We start from the raw sequence: 14,532 nt of genomic DNA, 5'->3' as shown, positions 1-14,532 counted from the left end.
TGGGTCAGGAAATCTTCGTTAACAGGGTTCTTGGGCTGTCAATCACAACAGTGCACAAAACAACAGGGCACAAAACAACGGTGCACAAACGCAGCGGACGAGGCAAACGAGACAGAAGCCGGAATCGGTTGACGCTGCATGAATGGGCCGAAAACGCAAAAGCGGAAATCCGGGATTGCTCCTGGTTTCCGCCTTGCAGCATGCAGTTATCGCGCCAATTCAGGGCCGCCTGTCGTCAGGTCTTGTTTCTTCTCAGCCCTTTTTGACTTCCTTGACTTCGGCGTCCACCACGTTGTCGTCGGCCGGTTTGGCATGGGCCTGCTCGGCACCTGCCCCGCCTGCCGCTGCCTCAGCGCCAGCTGCCTGGGATGACTGCATGTCGGCGTACATTTTTTCGCCCAGCTTCTGGCTGGCTTCCATCAGGGCCGTGTTCTTCGCTTCAATGGCGGCCTTGTCGTCGCCCTTGAGTGCTTCTTCCATGTCCTTGATGGCGGCCTCGATTTTTTCCTTCTCGCCGGCTTCCAGCTTGTCGCCATACTCGCCCAGCGATTTGCGCACGCTGTGCACCATGGCTTCGGCGTTGTTCTTGGCCTGCACGAACTCGACTTTTTTCTTGTCTTCTTCGGCGTTCAGTTCGGCATCCTTCACCATCTGCTGGATCTCGGCTTCAGACAAACCGGAGTTGGCCTTGATGGTGATCTTGTTTTCCTTGCCGGTGCCCTTGTCCTTGGCGCCGACGTGCAGGATGCCGTTGGCGTCGATGTCGAAGGACACTTCAATTTGCGGCGTGCCGCGCGCTGCCGGCGGAATGCCTTCGAGGTTGAATTCGCCCAAGGCCTTGTTGCCCGAGGCGATTTCACGTTCGCCCTGGAACACCTTGATGGTCACGGCAGGCTGGTTGTCTTCAGCCGTCGAGAAAGTCTGTGCAAACTTCGTCGGGATGGTCGTGTTTTTCTTGATCATCTTGGTCATCACGCCGCCCATGGTTTCGATACCGAGGGAGAGCGGGGTAACGTCGAGCAGCAACACGTCGGTGCGGTCGCCCGACAGCACCTGGCCTTGAATCGCGGCACCCACGGCCACGGCTTCGTCGGGGTTCACGTCCTTGCGCGGCTCCTTGCCAAACAACGCCTTGACCATTTCCTGCACCTTGGGCATTCGCGTCTGGCCGCCGACCAGAATCACGTCGTGGATGTCGGAAATCGACACGCCCGCATCCTTGATGGCGGTACGGCAGGGCGCAAGGGTGCGCTCGAGCAGCTCTTCCACCAGGGCTTCCAGCTTGGCGCGGGACAGCTTGATGTTCAGGTGTTTGGGGCCTGAGGCATCGGCGGTGATGTAGGGCAGGTTGATGTCGGTCTGCGCGCTGTTGGACAGCTCGATTTTGGCTTTCTCGGCAGCCTCCTTCAGGCGCTGCAGGGCCAGCACGTCCTTGCTCAGGTCCACGCCTTGCTCTTTTTTGAACTCGGCAATGATGTGGTCGATGATGCGCTGGTCGAAGTCTTCACCGCCCAGGAAGGTGTCGCCATTGGTGGACAGCACTTCAAACTGTTTTTCACCGTCAACGTCGGCAATTTCGATGATGGAGATGTCGAAGGTACCGCCGCCCAGGTCATACACGGCAATCTTGCGGTCGCCCTTTTCCTGCTTGTCCAGTCCGAAGGCCAGGGCTGCAGCGGTGGGCTCGTTGATGATGCGCTTGACTTCCAGGCCGGCAATGCGACCGGCGTCTTTGGTGGCCTGGCGCTGCGCGTCGTTGAAATAGGCCGGCACCGTGATCACGGCTTCGGTGACGGGCTCGCCGAGGTAATCTTCGGCGGTCTTTTTCATTTTGCGCAGAATGTCGGCGCTGACCTGCTGGGCCGAGATCTGCTTGCCGCGCACTTCGACCCAGGCATCGCCGTTGTCGGCAGCCGCGATCTTGTAGGGCATGAGGTTGATGTCCTTCTGGACTTCCTTCTCGGTAAACTTGCGGCCGATCAGGCGCTTGATCGCGTACAAGGTGTTCTTGGCATTGGTGACCGCCTGGCGCTTGGCCGACGCACCCACCAGCACCTCGCCATCTTCCTGGTAGGCGACGATGGACGGGGTCGTGCGCGCGCCCTCCGAGTTTTCAATCACGCGGGGCGTGTTGCCTTCCATGATGGACACGCAGCTGTTGGTGGTGCCCAGGTCGATGCCGATGATTCTTCCCATGATTTACTCCTGCTTTTTTGATTCGTTGACGATTGGATAGTGGTGTGGCTGATGGCTCAGCCGTGTGAACGACTATGTTGATGACTTGTGGATAACTTGTGCGAGTTCAAGTGCTTCAGCCTGATTTATGCGTTTATTTCGGCGCGGTTACGGTGACCAGGGCGGGTCGCAGCACGCGGTCCGAAATCAGGTAGCCTTTTTGCAGCACGCTGACCACGGTGTTGGCTTCCTGCTCGGCCGGCACCATGCTGATCGCCTGGTGCTGGTGAGGGTCGAACCGGCTGCCGCTGGTGGGGTTGATTTCCACGACCTTGTTGCGCTCGAGGGCGGTTTTGAGCTGCTTGAGCGTGGCGTTTGCACCCTCGTGGATCTGTTCGGGCGTGGCGTCCTTGTGCGCCAGGCCGGCCTCCAGGCTGTCGATGACGGGAAGCAGGCTTTCCGCAAAGCTTTCGAGGGCGAATTTGCGCGCCTTGGCAATTTCGTCTTCAGCGCGGCGGCGGGCATTTTCCGTCTCGGCCTTGGCGCGCAGGTAGCTGTCGGCCAGGTCGGTGTTTTTGGCCTGCAGGGTGGCCAGTTCAGCCTGGGCTTGGGTCAGTGCATCAAACTCGTTGGCGGCTTGGGCGGCTTCCAGCTCTTCGGGACTCGGAGCTCCGGTAAGTGGTTGATTTTGCTCGGGTTGGGTATTTTCAGACATGCTCGAAGACAAGGTTTAAGCTAACAAGCGGGTTAGCTGGGGGTTACAAAGCCCTTTTCAAGACAAGGGATTCGGTTTTAGGGCCGAAATTTTGGCGATGTGGCGGGCGCGGCCCCGTTCCGGGTGGCCCATCCTTGATCCGCTGCTTCAGCGGGGCTGCCGGGAATTGTAATTGCCAGGCGGGCGGCAGCGGAAAAGTTCCGGTTTGTGCCCGGTTTGGACGTGTGCGCGCCATGCGAACAAAGCCCCTTCACGCCTGAAAAATGGGTCGCTGCCCACAGGGCTCAGCCGGGTGAAGGGTTTTGCATTCGCATGATCAGTTCGCGCTTGTTGTCGCGGCTGCGGTGGGCATGCTCGCGCATCAGGGCTTCGGCACGTCCGCCTTCACCCGCGAGCAGCGCAGCCAGTACGTCTTCATGGTCGCTTTGCGCCCGCGCGATGAACCCGAATTCAAGCAGCGGCAGCATGCCGTTGAGGCTCAGGGCGCCGGCGCCGGCCATGGGTGTCTTGCTCACATGGGCCAGCGCAGAGGTGAGGGTGCTGTTGCCGGCGGCCTGTACCAATGCATTGTGAAACCGCGCATTCATGGGCACCCAGCGGGCCGCATCAATGACATGGCCGGCGGCTTGGGCGTGTTGCAGCAGCAGCCGGCCTTCGTCCACGCAGGCCTGCAATTCGTCACGGACGCTGGCCTTCAGGCCGCGCTCGGCCACCGTTCTGGCGGCCATTCCTTCGAGCACGCCACGCACATCGACGGCGTTGGCGATTTCGTCTACCGTGAACTGGCGAACCCGAAAGCCGCGGGTGGGCAGGCGCTCGAGCAAGCCTTCCTTTTCCAGTTCGCCGAGCGCGATGCGGATCGGGGTGCGCGACACCGCCAGTTGCGCCGACAGCTCCAGCTCAACCATGCGATTCCCGGGGGCTACCTCGCCACTGAGGATTTTTCGCCTCAGTTCACGGGTGGTGTAGTCGATCTGGGATGACATCGGCGGGCCTTCATAAAGTGTGGTGTGGTGTGGTGTGTGGGTCGGAAGTCGCCATACCGATAAGAAAAAGAAAGAAGGCATTATTGCATGCAATAAATCGGAAAATAAGGGTTTAACCGGATAAAAACACAGATATTGCATGCAAAAATATAAGGTAACTAAGAATAGTTTGTGCCCACCTGGGCCCAGCCCAGTGATTACCAGTCCTTTCGGAAGACGCCATGACCCCGCCCCACTTCAAGCAGCTGCAACTCCCAATCAAATCCATCACCCAATCCATCACCCGCCTGGCCTGGGTCTGTGGTGTGGCGCTGGCCACGCTCGTGCCTGCCGTGCAGGGCCAGCCGGTCGCCGCTTATCCCAACAAGCCCATCAGGCTGATTGTTCCGTTTCCTGCCGGTGGTGGTGGCGACACGCTGGCGCGCCTGGTCATGCTGCGCGCCGCCAAAGAACTTGGCCAGCCCATCGTGGTGGAAAACCTGGGGGGTGCGGGCGGTAATGTAGGCAGCGTCACCGCCGCGAAAGCCCCTGCTGATGGCTATACCCTGCTGTATGGCACCAACGGTACGCATGCCATCAACCATGCCATCTACAAGTCGCCAGGGTTTGATCCGGTGCGCGATTTTGAACCGGTGAGCCAGCTCACGCGCATTGCCGCCATGGTGGTGGTCAGGCCCACGCTGCAGGTCAACTCGATGGCCGAACTCACCCGGCTGCTCAAAGCCCACCCCGGAAAATACACGTTTGGTTCCGCGGGCAATGGCACCACCTCACACCTCGCGGGTGAAATCTACAAATCCCGTGCGGGACTGGCTGTCGTCCATATTCCCTACCGCGGCGGTGCGCAGGCCATGACCGACCTGATCGGTGGACAGGTGGACCTGATGATTGAGGTGATGCCCAATGCGGCGCCACAGGCCAAAAGCGGGCGCGTCAAGCCCCTGGCCGTGACCACTGGCACGCGCGTTGCCGGCTGGCCCGATCTACCCACCCTGGCCGAGTCGGGTCTCCCGGGCCTGGACGTCAGCGCCTGGGACGCGATCTTTGTACCGGCCGGTACGCCGCGGCCTGTGGTTGATCGCCTGAATCTGGCTATTCATAAAGCGCTGGCCGACCCTGAACTGCGCAACCAGCTGCAGTCGCGCGGGGCCGAAGTGGCGCCCGGCACACCCGAAGAGCTGGCCCGGCACATGGCCAGCAGCCGGATGCTCTGGGGCGATGCCGTCAGACGTTCGGGCGCTGCGCTTGACTGAGCCTTTATTCCTTGATTGATTGATTCCTTGATTGATTCCCTGTATTCCGTTCAGACCTGATTGCCATGAAACCTGCCTACTCCGAAATCGCATCTTCCGGCCGCGCTGCGGGCGACCTGTTGGCTGGATTGCCGCAGCCCCTGAATCCCGTCATCACGCAGACAAAAAATTATTTTGCCGCGCTGGAGAATTTTCAACGCACCTTTGCCTTCAGGCAGGGCGACAAAGTGCTGTTGCTGACCGACCCACTGCTCGACACGCGGGTGGCCGATGCTGTCATGGGCCTGGCGCGCGCGCGTGGCGCGACGGTACGGCAGTACATGGAAACCACCAGTCAGGTGACCGAGGTGCCCGAGTCGGTCAAGGTGCTGGTGGCCGAGGCCGACTTTGTGGTGTCGACCTGGTTCTGTTCGATTTTCGATCCGTTTTTTATTGCCCGGCGCGCGGCGGGCCAGCGCTGGGTCAAGATCACGTATTTCCGCGATCTCGATCTGCTGCATACACCGCAGGCGCGTTTTCCGGCGGAGTTGATCGGCGAAATCATTCGCGCCACAGCCAGGCGTTATCCGGCCGGCCAGGATTTCACGGTAAAGTTTTCAGATGTGCGGGGCAGCGATTTTTCCATTCAATACACGCCCGAGATGCGCGAGTTGCTGCTCGCCCACAACCGCTGGCGCGGCAAAATGTTTGCCGACGAGCCGGGTTGCTATGTGCATTACCTGCCCACCCATGGCCCCAACCTGTGGGACCGCACGGCGCATCGTAACGACGCACAGGCGCCTGTCGCAATGTCGGGCACGTTTTACCCCCAGTGGGCGGTTGGATTTGAAAAACCGTTCGAGGGACGCATAGGCTGCCGGTTTGAAAGTGACACCATCGTGGAAGTCACGGGCGAATGCCGCGAAGCCGGCATCCTGCGCGAAATGCTGGTGGGCGGCCGGTTGATCGAGCTGGGTTGCGGTTTCAATCCGAAGGCGCCGCGCCACACGATTTACCCCGCCGGCTCCAACGCGCCGGGAGCGCTTCACTTTGGCATTGATCTGGCCCGCCCAAGCGACTACATATTGCGCACCATGCCTCAGTGGGAAGAGCCGCCCGTTCACATGGATCTGGTCGCGCTGGACAGCACGGTGACAGTGGGGGACGAGCCGCTGATCGACGGCGGTTTTTTATGTGGACTGCGCGACCCGGCCGTCAGGGCGGCGGCTGAAAAATTTGGCAATCCGGTCGAGCTGCTGGAAACCGCTGTCTGAGAAACCGCGGTCTGAATTACGAGGTCAAGACAGGGGAAGGCGCACGGCCTGCCTCGTCAAGGCTCGTGGAGCCGCCCTGGACGCGCCGCGCGCAAGGGCTGTTATGGTCTGCTATTTTTTCTTGACGATGCTGACTTTGGTCTGGTTGACGACCCACTTGCCGGCGAACGCCTGCAGGTCGTTCAGGCGCTTGAGCAGGTCGGCGCCCAGCGTGGTCACCGTGTAGCCATCGCTGCCGTGGCCGAGCAGGCCGGCGGCGCGCAATTCCTTGATCCGGGTGTTGAGGGTGTTGGGGGTGATGCTGCCAATGCTGTCTTGCAGAAGGCGGAACGTCTGGGGGTGGCCGTCTTTCAGGGCCCACAACACGCGCAGTGCATAGCGTGCTTCCAGCAGTTCAAGCAACTGGCTGACAGCTGCATTTTCTTTGGCGCTCATTGTTATCTCCTCTGGTCACAATCGGGTCACGGTCAGGCTGCGGCAGCCTGGCAAGCAAAAAGCTTGCGCCAAATATAACGCAATTTCTGCGCTGCTACTAGTTTTATAGCTACCTATGCCCGTACAGTTTAGCCTTGCAGCCGAAAAGACTTGAAAAGTTGCGGCGAATGCGCTTGCGTTTGTGTTTTCTGGCACGGCATGCCAGGCGCCCGGCTTCCAGGCATCACAGATAGATTTTCTGCAGCAGGCGGAGCAGGGTTTTGCGCTCTGCCGCCGTCAGGCGGGCGGCGGCGTCGGACTCCAGCGCCTGCGCCGTGCGTTCCGCGTCATGCATCAGCGCCTGTCCGCTGGCGGTCAGGTGCAGGCCCACTGCCCGGCCGTCATTGGGATGGGGCTGGCGGGTCAGCAGTGAGCGGTTTTCCAGCGACTTGATCATGCCCACCAGATTGGGCGGCTGGATGTTGAGCGTCGCGCAAAGCTGGCGTGACGTGATGCCGGGGTTGTGATGAATGAGGGAAAGGACCGAAAAGTCCACGGGTCGCAACCCATAGACGGCCATTTGTTTCAGGAATGCGTCGATGATGACCAGCGCCGCGCGCCGTGCGTTGTAACCGATCAGGCCTTCCAGGTAGGTGGTCTTGACCTTTTCGACGGCGGGGGCGGGAGATTTTTCGGGCATGAGCTTGAAGGTGAAGAAGGTTCCGGCCGGTCCAGTTTCAGATTTGCGTGGTGTCCAGCCTGTCCCTGATGATACGCATGCGCATGTCGAATTCCGGGAGCACCCAGCGGCGCAGGGCAGTTGCGGGCGCCGTCCAGCGCCCGGCATCGTCGCCGGAGGCCGGAGGCGTCACGGTTGATTCGATCTGGTCCCAGGCCCAGCCCAGCAGTGCCAGTGTGAGCGCGCGCAGGTAGTCATCCGCAACCCAGTAGGGCAGTTCGGGGCTGCCGGGAGCGGCCTGCGCCAGTTCAGCAGCGAGCAGGCGCAGCCCAGCGAAGCGGCCCAACAGCTCGGCGTGCGCGGCGTTACCGGCATCCAGTTCGTCACCCAGCTCCTGTAGCAGCGCCGACAGGGCCGCGCCGCCATCCGGCAACACTTTGCGTACCAGCAGGTCAATGGCCTGGACCTCGTTCGTGCCTTCGTAGATCATGGTCACGCGCGAGTCGCGCACGATCTGCTCGATGCCCCATTCCTTCACGTAGCCATGGCCGCCGAATACCTGCAGGCATTCGCTGGCGCCGTGGAATGCCTGGCTGGTGAGTGCGGCTTTGAGCACCGGCGTGACCAGGCTGCACCAGCGCTGGGCACTGCCCTGGCGCGCGGCATCGGGATGGTGCCTGGCGATGTCGAGTTCGATGCCGGTCTTGTAGGCCAGCACGCGGCCGCCGTCGATCCACGCGCGCTGGGTGTCCAGGATGCGGCGGATGGCGGGATGCCCGGCAATCAAATCAGCAGTCATTGGCGCCCCCACGCTTGCCGCTTCGCGTGCTGCGCTGCCCCCCGAGGGGGCCTGAGCGCCTTGGGGCGGCCCGGCGACGCTCAACGCCGAATTGCCGCGCCCGGGTACGCGCATCTGGCGGCGCTCACGGGCGTAGGCGCCGGCCTTCTGCCACGCGGCGTCGAGCAGGCCGATGCCCTGCAGCGCCACATGCAGCCGTGCCGCGTTCATCATCACGAACATGGCGTTCAGGCCGCGGCCGGGCTCGCCGACGATCCAGCCCTTTGCGTCGTCAAAGCGCATGACGCAGGTGGGGCTGCCGTGCAAGCCCATCTTTTCCTCGATGCGTTCGCAATGCACCGGGCTGCGCGTGCCATCGGGCATGAACTTCGGCACCAGGAACAGCGACAGGCCTTTCGGGCCGGGTGGCGCTTCAATGCCAGGTCCATGCAGGCGCGCCAGCACCAGGTGCACGATGTTGTCGGTCAGATCATGCTCACCGCCGGAGATGAAGATTTTGGTGCCACTGAGCAGGAAACTGCCATCGGGCTGCGGCAGGGCCTTGGTGCGCAGCAGGCCGAGGTCGCTGCCCGCGTGGGGTTCCGTCAGGCACATGGTCGCCAGCCATTCGCCGGTGGCGATTTTGGTCAGGTAACGCGCCTTCAGGTCGTCGCTGCCGTGGTGCTTCAGGCACTCGTAGGCGCCATGCAGCAGGCCCGGCGCCATGGTCCAGCCGTGGTTGGCGGCGCTGAGCATTTCATAGAGCACGGCTTCGAGCAGGGCGGGCAGGCCCTGGCCGCCATCTTCGGGCGCGCACGCCAGCGCGGGCCAACCCGCTTGCCAGAAAGCCTGGTAAGCGTCCTTGAACCCGGGCGGTGCGATGACTGTGCCATCCACAAACTTGCAGCCGATGGCATCACCGACACCTTGCAGCGGCGCGACCTCTTGCGTGACGAATTTCCCCGCCTCGTCCAGCACCTGCCGCATCAGCTCGATATCGCAGTCCGCATGGGGCTCAAGCGCCTGCAGCTGTGCAGGGGCTTTGAGCACATCGTGAAGAATGAAGCAGATATCGTGCAGATGGGGCTGGTAGTTCATGCGCAAAGGTCTCTACGCTTAGAACCTGTGGTTGATGCCCACCATCGTCCCGGTCTGCGATCCACCCAAAGCGGGGTTGCTGCCCGGTGCACCGCCACTTACAGAAACGTTGGTCAGGCTATCGTTGCGAATCGTGCCGATTTGAGCGTACAAGGTCGTACGTTTCGATAACTTGTACAGCGATCGCACCGCCAGCAGGGTGGAGTCAAAGTTGTCGACATTCTTGTAGTTCAGCTTGGCGAGAGTTCCGTCAATCGTCCAGGCCGGAGAGACCGGGTAAGAGGCTGCGACGTACCAAAGGTCGCTTTTGGGTCGCGTCGCGCTGCCGTCGTTGTTGCGGCGAATGACACCACCGCCGACTTTGACGCTGGCCAGGTTCACGTATCCGTTCACCATCAGCCGGGAGTCGGATTTGGAACTGCTGGTCAGGCCGGCAGGCAGCACCACATCCGTAGCGCTGGCAGGCGTGCGGCCGTTCAGTTCGTCATAAGCCAATGCTGCACCCCAGGTCGTGGTGTCGTATTTCACCATGGCCGACCACTCGCGGCATGCCTTGGAATCAGCCCCGCTTTCGCCTGCGCAATTGGTTCCAGCAGGCGATGGACCTGCATTGACGGTGTCACGGCCCAGGCTGTAGGTAGCGCCTACGGTGAAGTCGCTGAATTTGCCTTTGTACGCAATCGAATTGTCGATGCGTGAATTGGGGATGTAGCTGTCCAGAGAGCCGAGTCCATAGATGCTGGGCCCCACAATATCCGAATCCAGCAGGGACCAGAACAGCATGGTCCATTGACGGCCCAGCGTGACCGCGCCCCAATCACCACTGAGTCCCACCGTCGACTGGCGTCCGAACAGGCGGCCACCTTGGCCCGAAGCGCCTGTGTCCGGGGCAAAACCCATTTCAAGCGTGTAGATGGCGCTCAAGCCGCCGCCAAGATCTTCCGTGCCACGCATGCCCACCCGGGAAGGAAGGATGCCGGTATTGGAGGGCATGCGCGTGATGCGGCCGCCGGCCGGCGCGACGTTGCTGACAGACTCGACGCCAGCATCGATGATGCCGTAAAGGCTGACGCTTTGCGCTTGAACGGCACCTGCGGTGGCCAGTCCGGCCAGTCCGGTCAGGGTGATGAGGGAGGAAATTTTCATGCTTGTCTCGTGGTGGTTGTGGTGGTTGATTTTTCGACCAGGCCATTCCCGGAATGTCGTTGCTCAGTGGCGACTGAATCTTTCAGCGGATTCACAAGTTCCCGGAATGTCATTGGCCTCTAACAGCTGAAATTTGAACCCCCTGCAGCATCGCAACAGTGGGCTGGTAGTGCATGGATCGCCGTCGCGACTCGTCAGTCAGGCATCAGGATTCGGCAGTGAAGCCGATTTTCTTGATCAGCGGACCCCAGCGGTCAAACTCAATTTTTTGGCTGCGCGCCATGTCTTCAGGGCTGCCACCAAACGGGATCAATCCCACCACCGTCAACGAATCAATGACGGATTTGTCCTTGATCGCGAGGTTGATCGCGGCATTGGCTGCGGCAACAACAGCCGTAGGGGTTTTCGCAGGCGCGTAAAAACCGAACCACTCTTCGACTGTCAGGTCGGCAAAGCCCTGCTCGGCGAAGGTCGCGACTTCGGGTACGAACGGCGAACGCTGTTTTCCGGATGTTGCCAGGAGGCGCAGCTTGCCGGCCTTGTGGTTGGGAATGAAATCGCCGTGCGGTGTGACCATCGCGGCGAGCTGTCCGCCAACAACATCGGTCACACCAGGCACTGACCCACGGTAGGGCACGTGCTTGAGCTCAACGTTGTTGTTCATGCCCAGCAAGGCACCAATGAAGTGAGGGGTTGAGCCGGCCGCGGGTGAGCCATAGCTGGCGTCTTTCGGGTTGGCCCTGGCCCATGCGAGAAAGTCCTGGACGTTCTTGACCGAGGCAGGCACAAGGGGCCCGACGGCCAGGCCATGATGCATCACGGAGGCGGTCCCCACGGGTACAAAGTCCTTGAACGGGTCATAAGCCAGTTTTTTGTAGATGTGCGGATACAGCGACATGCATGAGAACGGTGTCATCGCCAGCACAGACCCGTCCGCCGCGGCCATCTTGAGCCCTTCCAGCGCAATGCGGCCACCGGCTCCGGCCTTGGTGTCCACGATCGCGTTGGTTTTGGCGTAAGCGGTACCGCCGAGCCTGTCGCCTACGCGGCGCGCGCAAATGTCGCCTGAGCTGCCGGCCGGAAAGCCGTAAAGAATCTTGACCTGCTCCAGCGCCTGCGCGAAGGCGGAAAAAGGCGCGAGGCCGGCGGTCGCTGCTGCGAGCGCCGCCGAGGTCTGAATGAAATTGCGACGTGTTTGCATGAAATGTCTCCTTGTAGTTAGGTAGGCGAGGGAAGCGAATGGATCAGTGGAAGGCAAGCGCATCAAGACTCGGCGAAGAGCCCGAGGGTCTTGATCAGGCGGCGCCATTCCTCTGCGTCCGTCCCGAGCAGGTCGGCCGATTGCGCCATGCTGCGCGCCACGTCTGGTTGCGGGCAGGCGGCGGCGCGGTGTGTCGTCATGGGCTTGTCTCGTTGATTTAAAAATGCAGGTTCTTGAAGATCAATGGGCTCAGCTACTCAACGCACCTGGCCTTGATGTCGTCCGGAATCGGGATGGCCTTGATGCGGTCGGGTTCGCCCGCTGGGCGTACCACGAAGGCGCGGGTTTCGCGGCCTTCGCATAACACCTCTTCGCCGCGCTTGACGATGTGTTTCTGGATGAACACCTTGTCGCGCCACTCCTCGACGCTGGTGTGGATGTGCAGCGTCTGGCCGTAGGTGGCGGGGCGCATGAATTTGGTGTGGATCTCCAGCAGGGGCGTGCCGACGATGCCGGTGGTCTTGACGAGTTCACGCCAGGGCGGCACGCCGCATTCCATGAAAAAGTGCAGCGAGGCGGCGTCCATCCACTTCGAAAAGTTGGGGAAGAACACGATGCCGGCAGGGTCGCAGTCGCCGAACTGCACCTTGATGTCGTAGACGGTGGTTTTGCTCATGAGGGGCTCCCGGGTCAGCGTGGCGCCATGCGCAGAGCGCCGTCGAGACGAATCACTTCGCCGTTCAGGTGCATGTTGGTGACGATGTGGCTGGCCAGTTGGGCGAACTCTTCCGGTTTGCCCAGGCGTGGAGGAAACGGGATGCTCTCGGCCAGCGACTGCTGCACCGGCTCGGGCAGGGTTCGCATCAGCGGTGTCGCAAACAGGCCGGGGGCGATGGTGCAAACCCGAATGCCGTGCTGCGCCAGATCGCGGGCCATGGGTAAGGTCATGCCGACAACGCCGCTCTTGGATGCGCTGTAGGCTTGCTGGCCGACCTGGCCATCAAAGGCGGCCACCGAGGCGGTGAATACCATCACGCCGCGCTCGCCGTCTTCCAGCGGTGCCAGCTTGGCGCACTCTGCCGCAAACAGGCGGGCTGCGTTGTAGGTGCCGACCAGATTGACGCTCACCACGCGCACAAAGTCCTCCAGCGGGGCGGGTGAGCCGTCGCGGCCGACCACGCGCCTGGCAGTGCCAATACCGGCAATGCTCATCAGGATGCGGGCCGGGCCATGCGCGGCAGTGGCTTTGGCCATGGCTGCCTGCAGGCTTTCGGTGTCGGTGATGTCGCATTGGCAGGCGACGGCGCTGCCATCCCCGTGCGCCGCGTTGATCCCGGCGGCCACCTTGTCGGCGTTGGCGAGGTTGACGTCAAGCACTGCGACTTTTGCGCCCAGGCCGGCGAGTTCGCGCGCAGTGGCTTCGCCGAGCCCGGAGCCGCCGCCCGTGACAAGGGCGGCTTGTCCTTGAATATTCATGTCAGGCTTTCAAAAATTCTGGTTTGCTACTGGTTTGCTATTTAGTGACGCAAGGGCATTTACAGGAGGAGATGTCCAATGCGTCCAATGCTCGTCAGGCCGCGCCCGGGTTTTCCAGAAGCAGCGCAATGCCTTGTCCACCACCGACGCAGGCCGACGAGATGCCGTAACGCACGCCGGCACGCTGCATCTCGCGCGCCAGCGTGATGGTCAGGCGCACACCGGTAGCGGCCAGCGGGTGGCCCAGTGCGATGGCGCCGCCGTTGACGTTGAGCCTGGTCATGTCCAGCCCCAGTTCGCGGCCCACGGCCAGCGTCTGCGCACCCTGGGCTTCGTTGATCTCGAAACGGCCAATCTGGTCCAATGTGAGTCCGCAGCGCGCCAGCAGCAGGCGGATCGCGGGTGCCGGGCCTATGCCCATGATCTCGGGCGGCACGCCCACGGCGGCTGCGGCGACCACGCGTGCGAGTGGCTTTTTGTCATGGGCCCTGGCATAGTTGCCAGACGCCACGATGGCCGCGGCAGCGGCATCGACCAGCGCCGCGCTGTTGCCGCCGGTCTGCACGCCGCCTTCATACACGGGGCGGAGTTTGGCCAGCACTTCGGGCGGGGAGATGCGGGCGTGGGTGTCCTGCGCCACCTCGGTGATCTTGCCCTGCAGCGTGATGCCGCGCGGCTTGTAGCCTTCGAGTTCAAATTTTTCGGTGACCACGGGTGCAATTTCGCCGGCATGAAAGCCCGCCTGCTGCGCGGCGACAGCCTTGGCAAATGACTGCGAGGCGAATTCGTCCACCTGCTCGCGCGTGATGCCGTATTTCTTCGCCAGGTTCTCGGCGGTCTGGATCATGTTGATGCCGGCCGCCGGGTCTTTGAGCGCCTCCCACATGAAGTCCTTGAAGCCCACTGGCGCGCCGAGCTTGAAGCCGTTGCGGTGGTCAAACGCTGCAATCGGGTTGCGTGTCATGCTCTCGGTGCCGACCAGCAGCGCGGCCTCGGCAGTGCCGCTCTGGATTTGTTCCCCCGCCTGGCGAAACAGCTCAAAACCCGTTCCGCAAATGCGCTGCACCATGATGGCCGGCACTTCCATGGGCACGCCGGCATACAGGCCGATGTGACGCGGGAGAACAAACTGGTCAAAGTCACCGGGTGCCATGTTGCCGGCAATCACCGAATCGATGTGCTCAGCGCTGACGCCCGCGCGGTGCAGCACGGCGCGTGCTGCCTTGATACCCAGATCGGTCGGCGATACGTGGCCCAGGGCACCGCAGTAATCGACCAGGGGGGTGCGAACGCCATCGAGCATCCAGACATCGTCGAACGCGTTGAAAAATCCTTTGGAGGTCATGAGCGGCTTTCGA

14 protein-coding genes are annotated in these 14,532 nt (G+C 61.8%); 2 read left to right on the top strand and 12 right to left on the bottom strand.

Going from position 1 to position 14,532, the window contains the following annotated elements:
* Nucleotides 1-252: 252 nt before the first annotated feature.
* The 3 genes from dnaK to AC1DS5_RS06850 form a co-directional block, all read right to left on the bottom strand.
* A complete protein-coding gene (dnaK, locus tag AC1DS5_RS06860) occupies nt 253-2,196 on the bottom strand; it encodes a molecular chaperone DnaK (protein WP_477717496.1) in 1,944 nt (647 codons plus the stop codon).
* Nucleotides 2,197-2,329: 133 nt separating this feature from the next.
* Nucleotides 2,330-2,890: a nucleotide exchange factor GrpE gene (gene grpE / locus AC1DS5_RS06855; protein ID WP_477717495.1), complete on the bottom strand. Its 561-nt coding sequence runs from the start codon at nt 2,888-2,890 to the stop codon at nt 2,330-2,332.
* A gap of 284 nt (nt 2,891-3,174) precedes the next feature.
* Nucleotides 3,175-3,876: a GntR family transcriptional regulator gene (locus AC1DS5_RS06850; RefSeq protein WP_477717494.1), complete on the bottom strand. Its 702-nt coding sequence runs from the start codon at nt 3,874-3,876 to the stop codon at nt 3,175-3,177.
* 221 nt (nt 3,877-4,097) lie between these two features.
* Here AC1DS5_RS06850 and AC1DS5_RS06845 point away from each other — a divergent pair, with 221 nt between their 5' ends.
* Both AC1DS5_RS06845 and AC1DS5_RS06840 read left to right on the top strand, forming a co-directional pair.
* Nucleotides 4,098-5,129: a Bug family tripartite tricarboxylate transporter substrate binding protein gene (locus AC1DS5_RS06845; protein WP_477717493.1), complete on the top strand. Its 1,032-nt coding sequence runs from the start codon at nt 4,098-4,100 to the stop codon at nt 5,127-5,129.
* Between the two features lie 65 nt (nt 5,130-5,194).
* Nucleotides 5,195-6,382, top strand: a complete 1,188-nt coding sequence (locus AC1DS5_RS06840) for a hypothetical protein (protein ID WP_477717492.1) — start codon at nt 5,195-5,197, stop codon at nt 6,380-6,382.
* A gap of 111 nt (nt 6,383-6,493) precedes the next feature.
* Here the strand turns inward: AC1DS5_RS06840 and AC1DS5_RS06835 are convergent, their stop codons facing one another.
* From AC1DS5_RS06835 to AC1DS5_RS06795, 9 genes are all read right to left on the bottom strand, one after another.
* A complete protein-coding gene (locus tag AC1DS5_RS06835; RefSeq protein WP_477717491.1) occupies nt 6,494-6,817 on the bottom strand; it encodes a winged helix-turn-helix transcriptional regulator in 324 nt (107 codons plus the stop codon).
* A 223-nt stretch (nt 6,818-7,040) separates the two neighbouring features.
* Nucleotides 7,041-7,496, bottom strand: a complete 456-nt coding sequence (locus AC1DS5_RS06830) for a MarR family winged helix-turn-helix transcriptional regulator (RefSeq protein WP_477717490.1) — start codon at nt 7,494-7,496, stop codon at nt 7,041-7,043.
* A gap of 37 nt (nt 7,497-7,533) precedes the next feature.
* On the bottom strand, nt 7,534-9,351 hold the full coding sequence (locus AC1DS5_RS06825; RefSeq protein ID WP_477717489.1) for an acyl-CoA dehydrogenase family protein: 1,818 nt from the start codon (nt 9,349-9,351) through the stop codon (nt 7,534-7,536).
* An 18-nt stretch (nt 9,352-9,369) separates the two neighbouring features.
* Nucleotides 9,370-10,497, bottom strand: coding sequence for a porin (locus AC1DS5_RS06820; RefSeq protein WP_477717488.1), 1,128 nt, complete (start codon nt 10,495-10,497; stop codon nt 9,370-9,372).
* Nucleotides 10,498-10,702: 205 nt separating this feature from the next.
* A complete protein-coding gene (locus tag AC1DS5_RS06815; RefSeq protein ID WP_477717487.1) occupies nt 10,703-11,698 on the bottom strand; it encodes a Bug family tripartite tricarboxylate transporter substrate binding protein in 996 nt (331 codons plus the stop codon).
* Between the two features lie 62 nt (nt 11,699-11,760).
* Complete coding sequence (locus tag AC1DS5_RS06810; protein WP_477717486.1) at nt 11,761-11,898, bottom strand: hypothetical protein; 138 nt, start codon at nt 11,896-11,898, stop codon at nt 11,761-11,763.
* A gap of 53 nt (nt 11,899-11,951) precedes the next feature.
* Nucleotides 11,952-12,374: an acyl-CoA thioesterase gene (locus tag AC1DS5_RS06805; RefSeq protein WP_477717485.1), complete on the bottom strand. Its 423-nt coding sequence runs from the start codon at nt 12,372-12,374 to the stop codon at nt 11,952-11,954.
* A 14-nt stretch (nt 12,375-12,388) separates the two neighbouring features.
* Nucleotides 12,389-13,174: an SDR family NAD(P)-dependent oxidoreductase gene (locus tag AC1DS5_RS06800; protein ID WP_477717484.1), complete on the bottom strand. Its 786-nt coding sequence runs from the start codon at nt 13,172-13,174 to the stop codon at nt 12,389-12,391.
* Between the two features lie 94 nt (nt 13,175-13,268).
* Entirely contained in the window at nt 13,269-14,519 is a 1,251-nt protein-coding gene (locus AC1DS5_RS06795) for a thiolase family protein (protein WP_477717483.1), read from the bottom strand.
* Nucleotides 14,520-14,532 lie beyond the last annotated feature (13 nt).

The organism is Polaromonas sp. P4_H1, from assembly GCF_056400945.1.
Note: the sequence above shows the minus strand (reverse complement) of the source record. Positions and strands in the feature narration are given on the sequence as shown.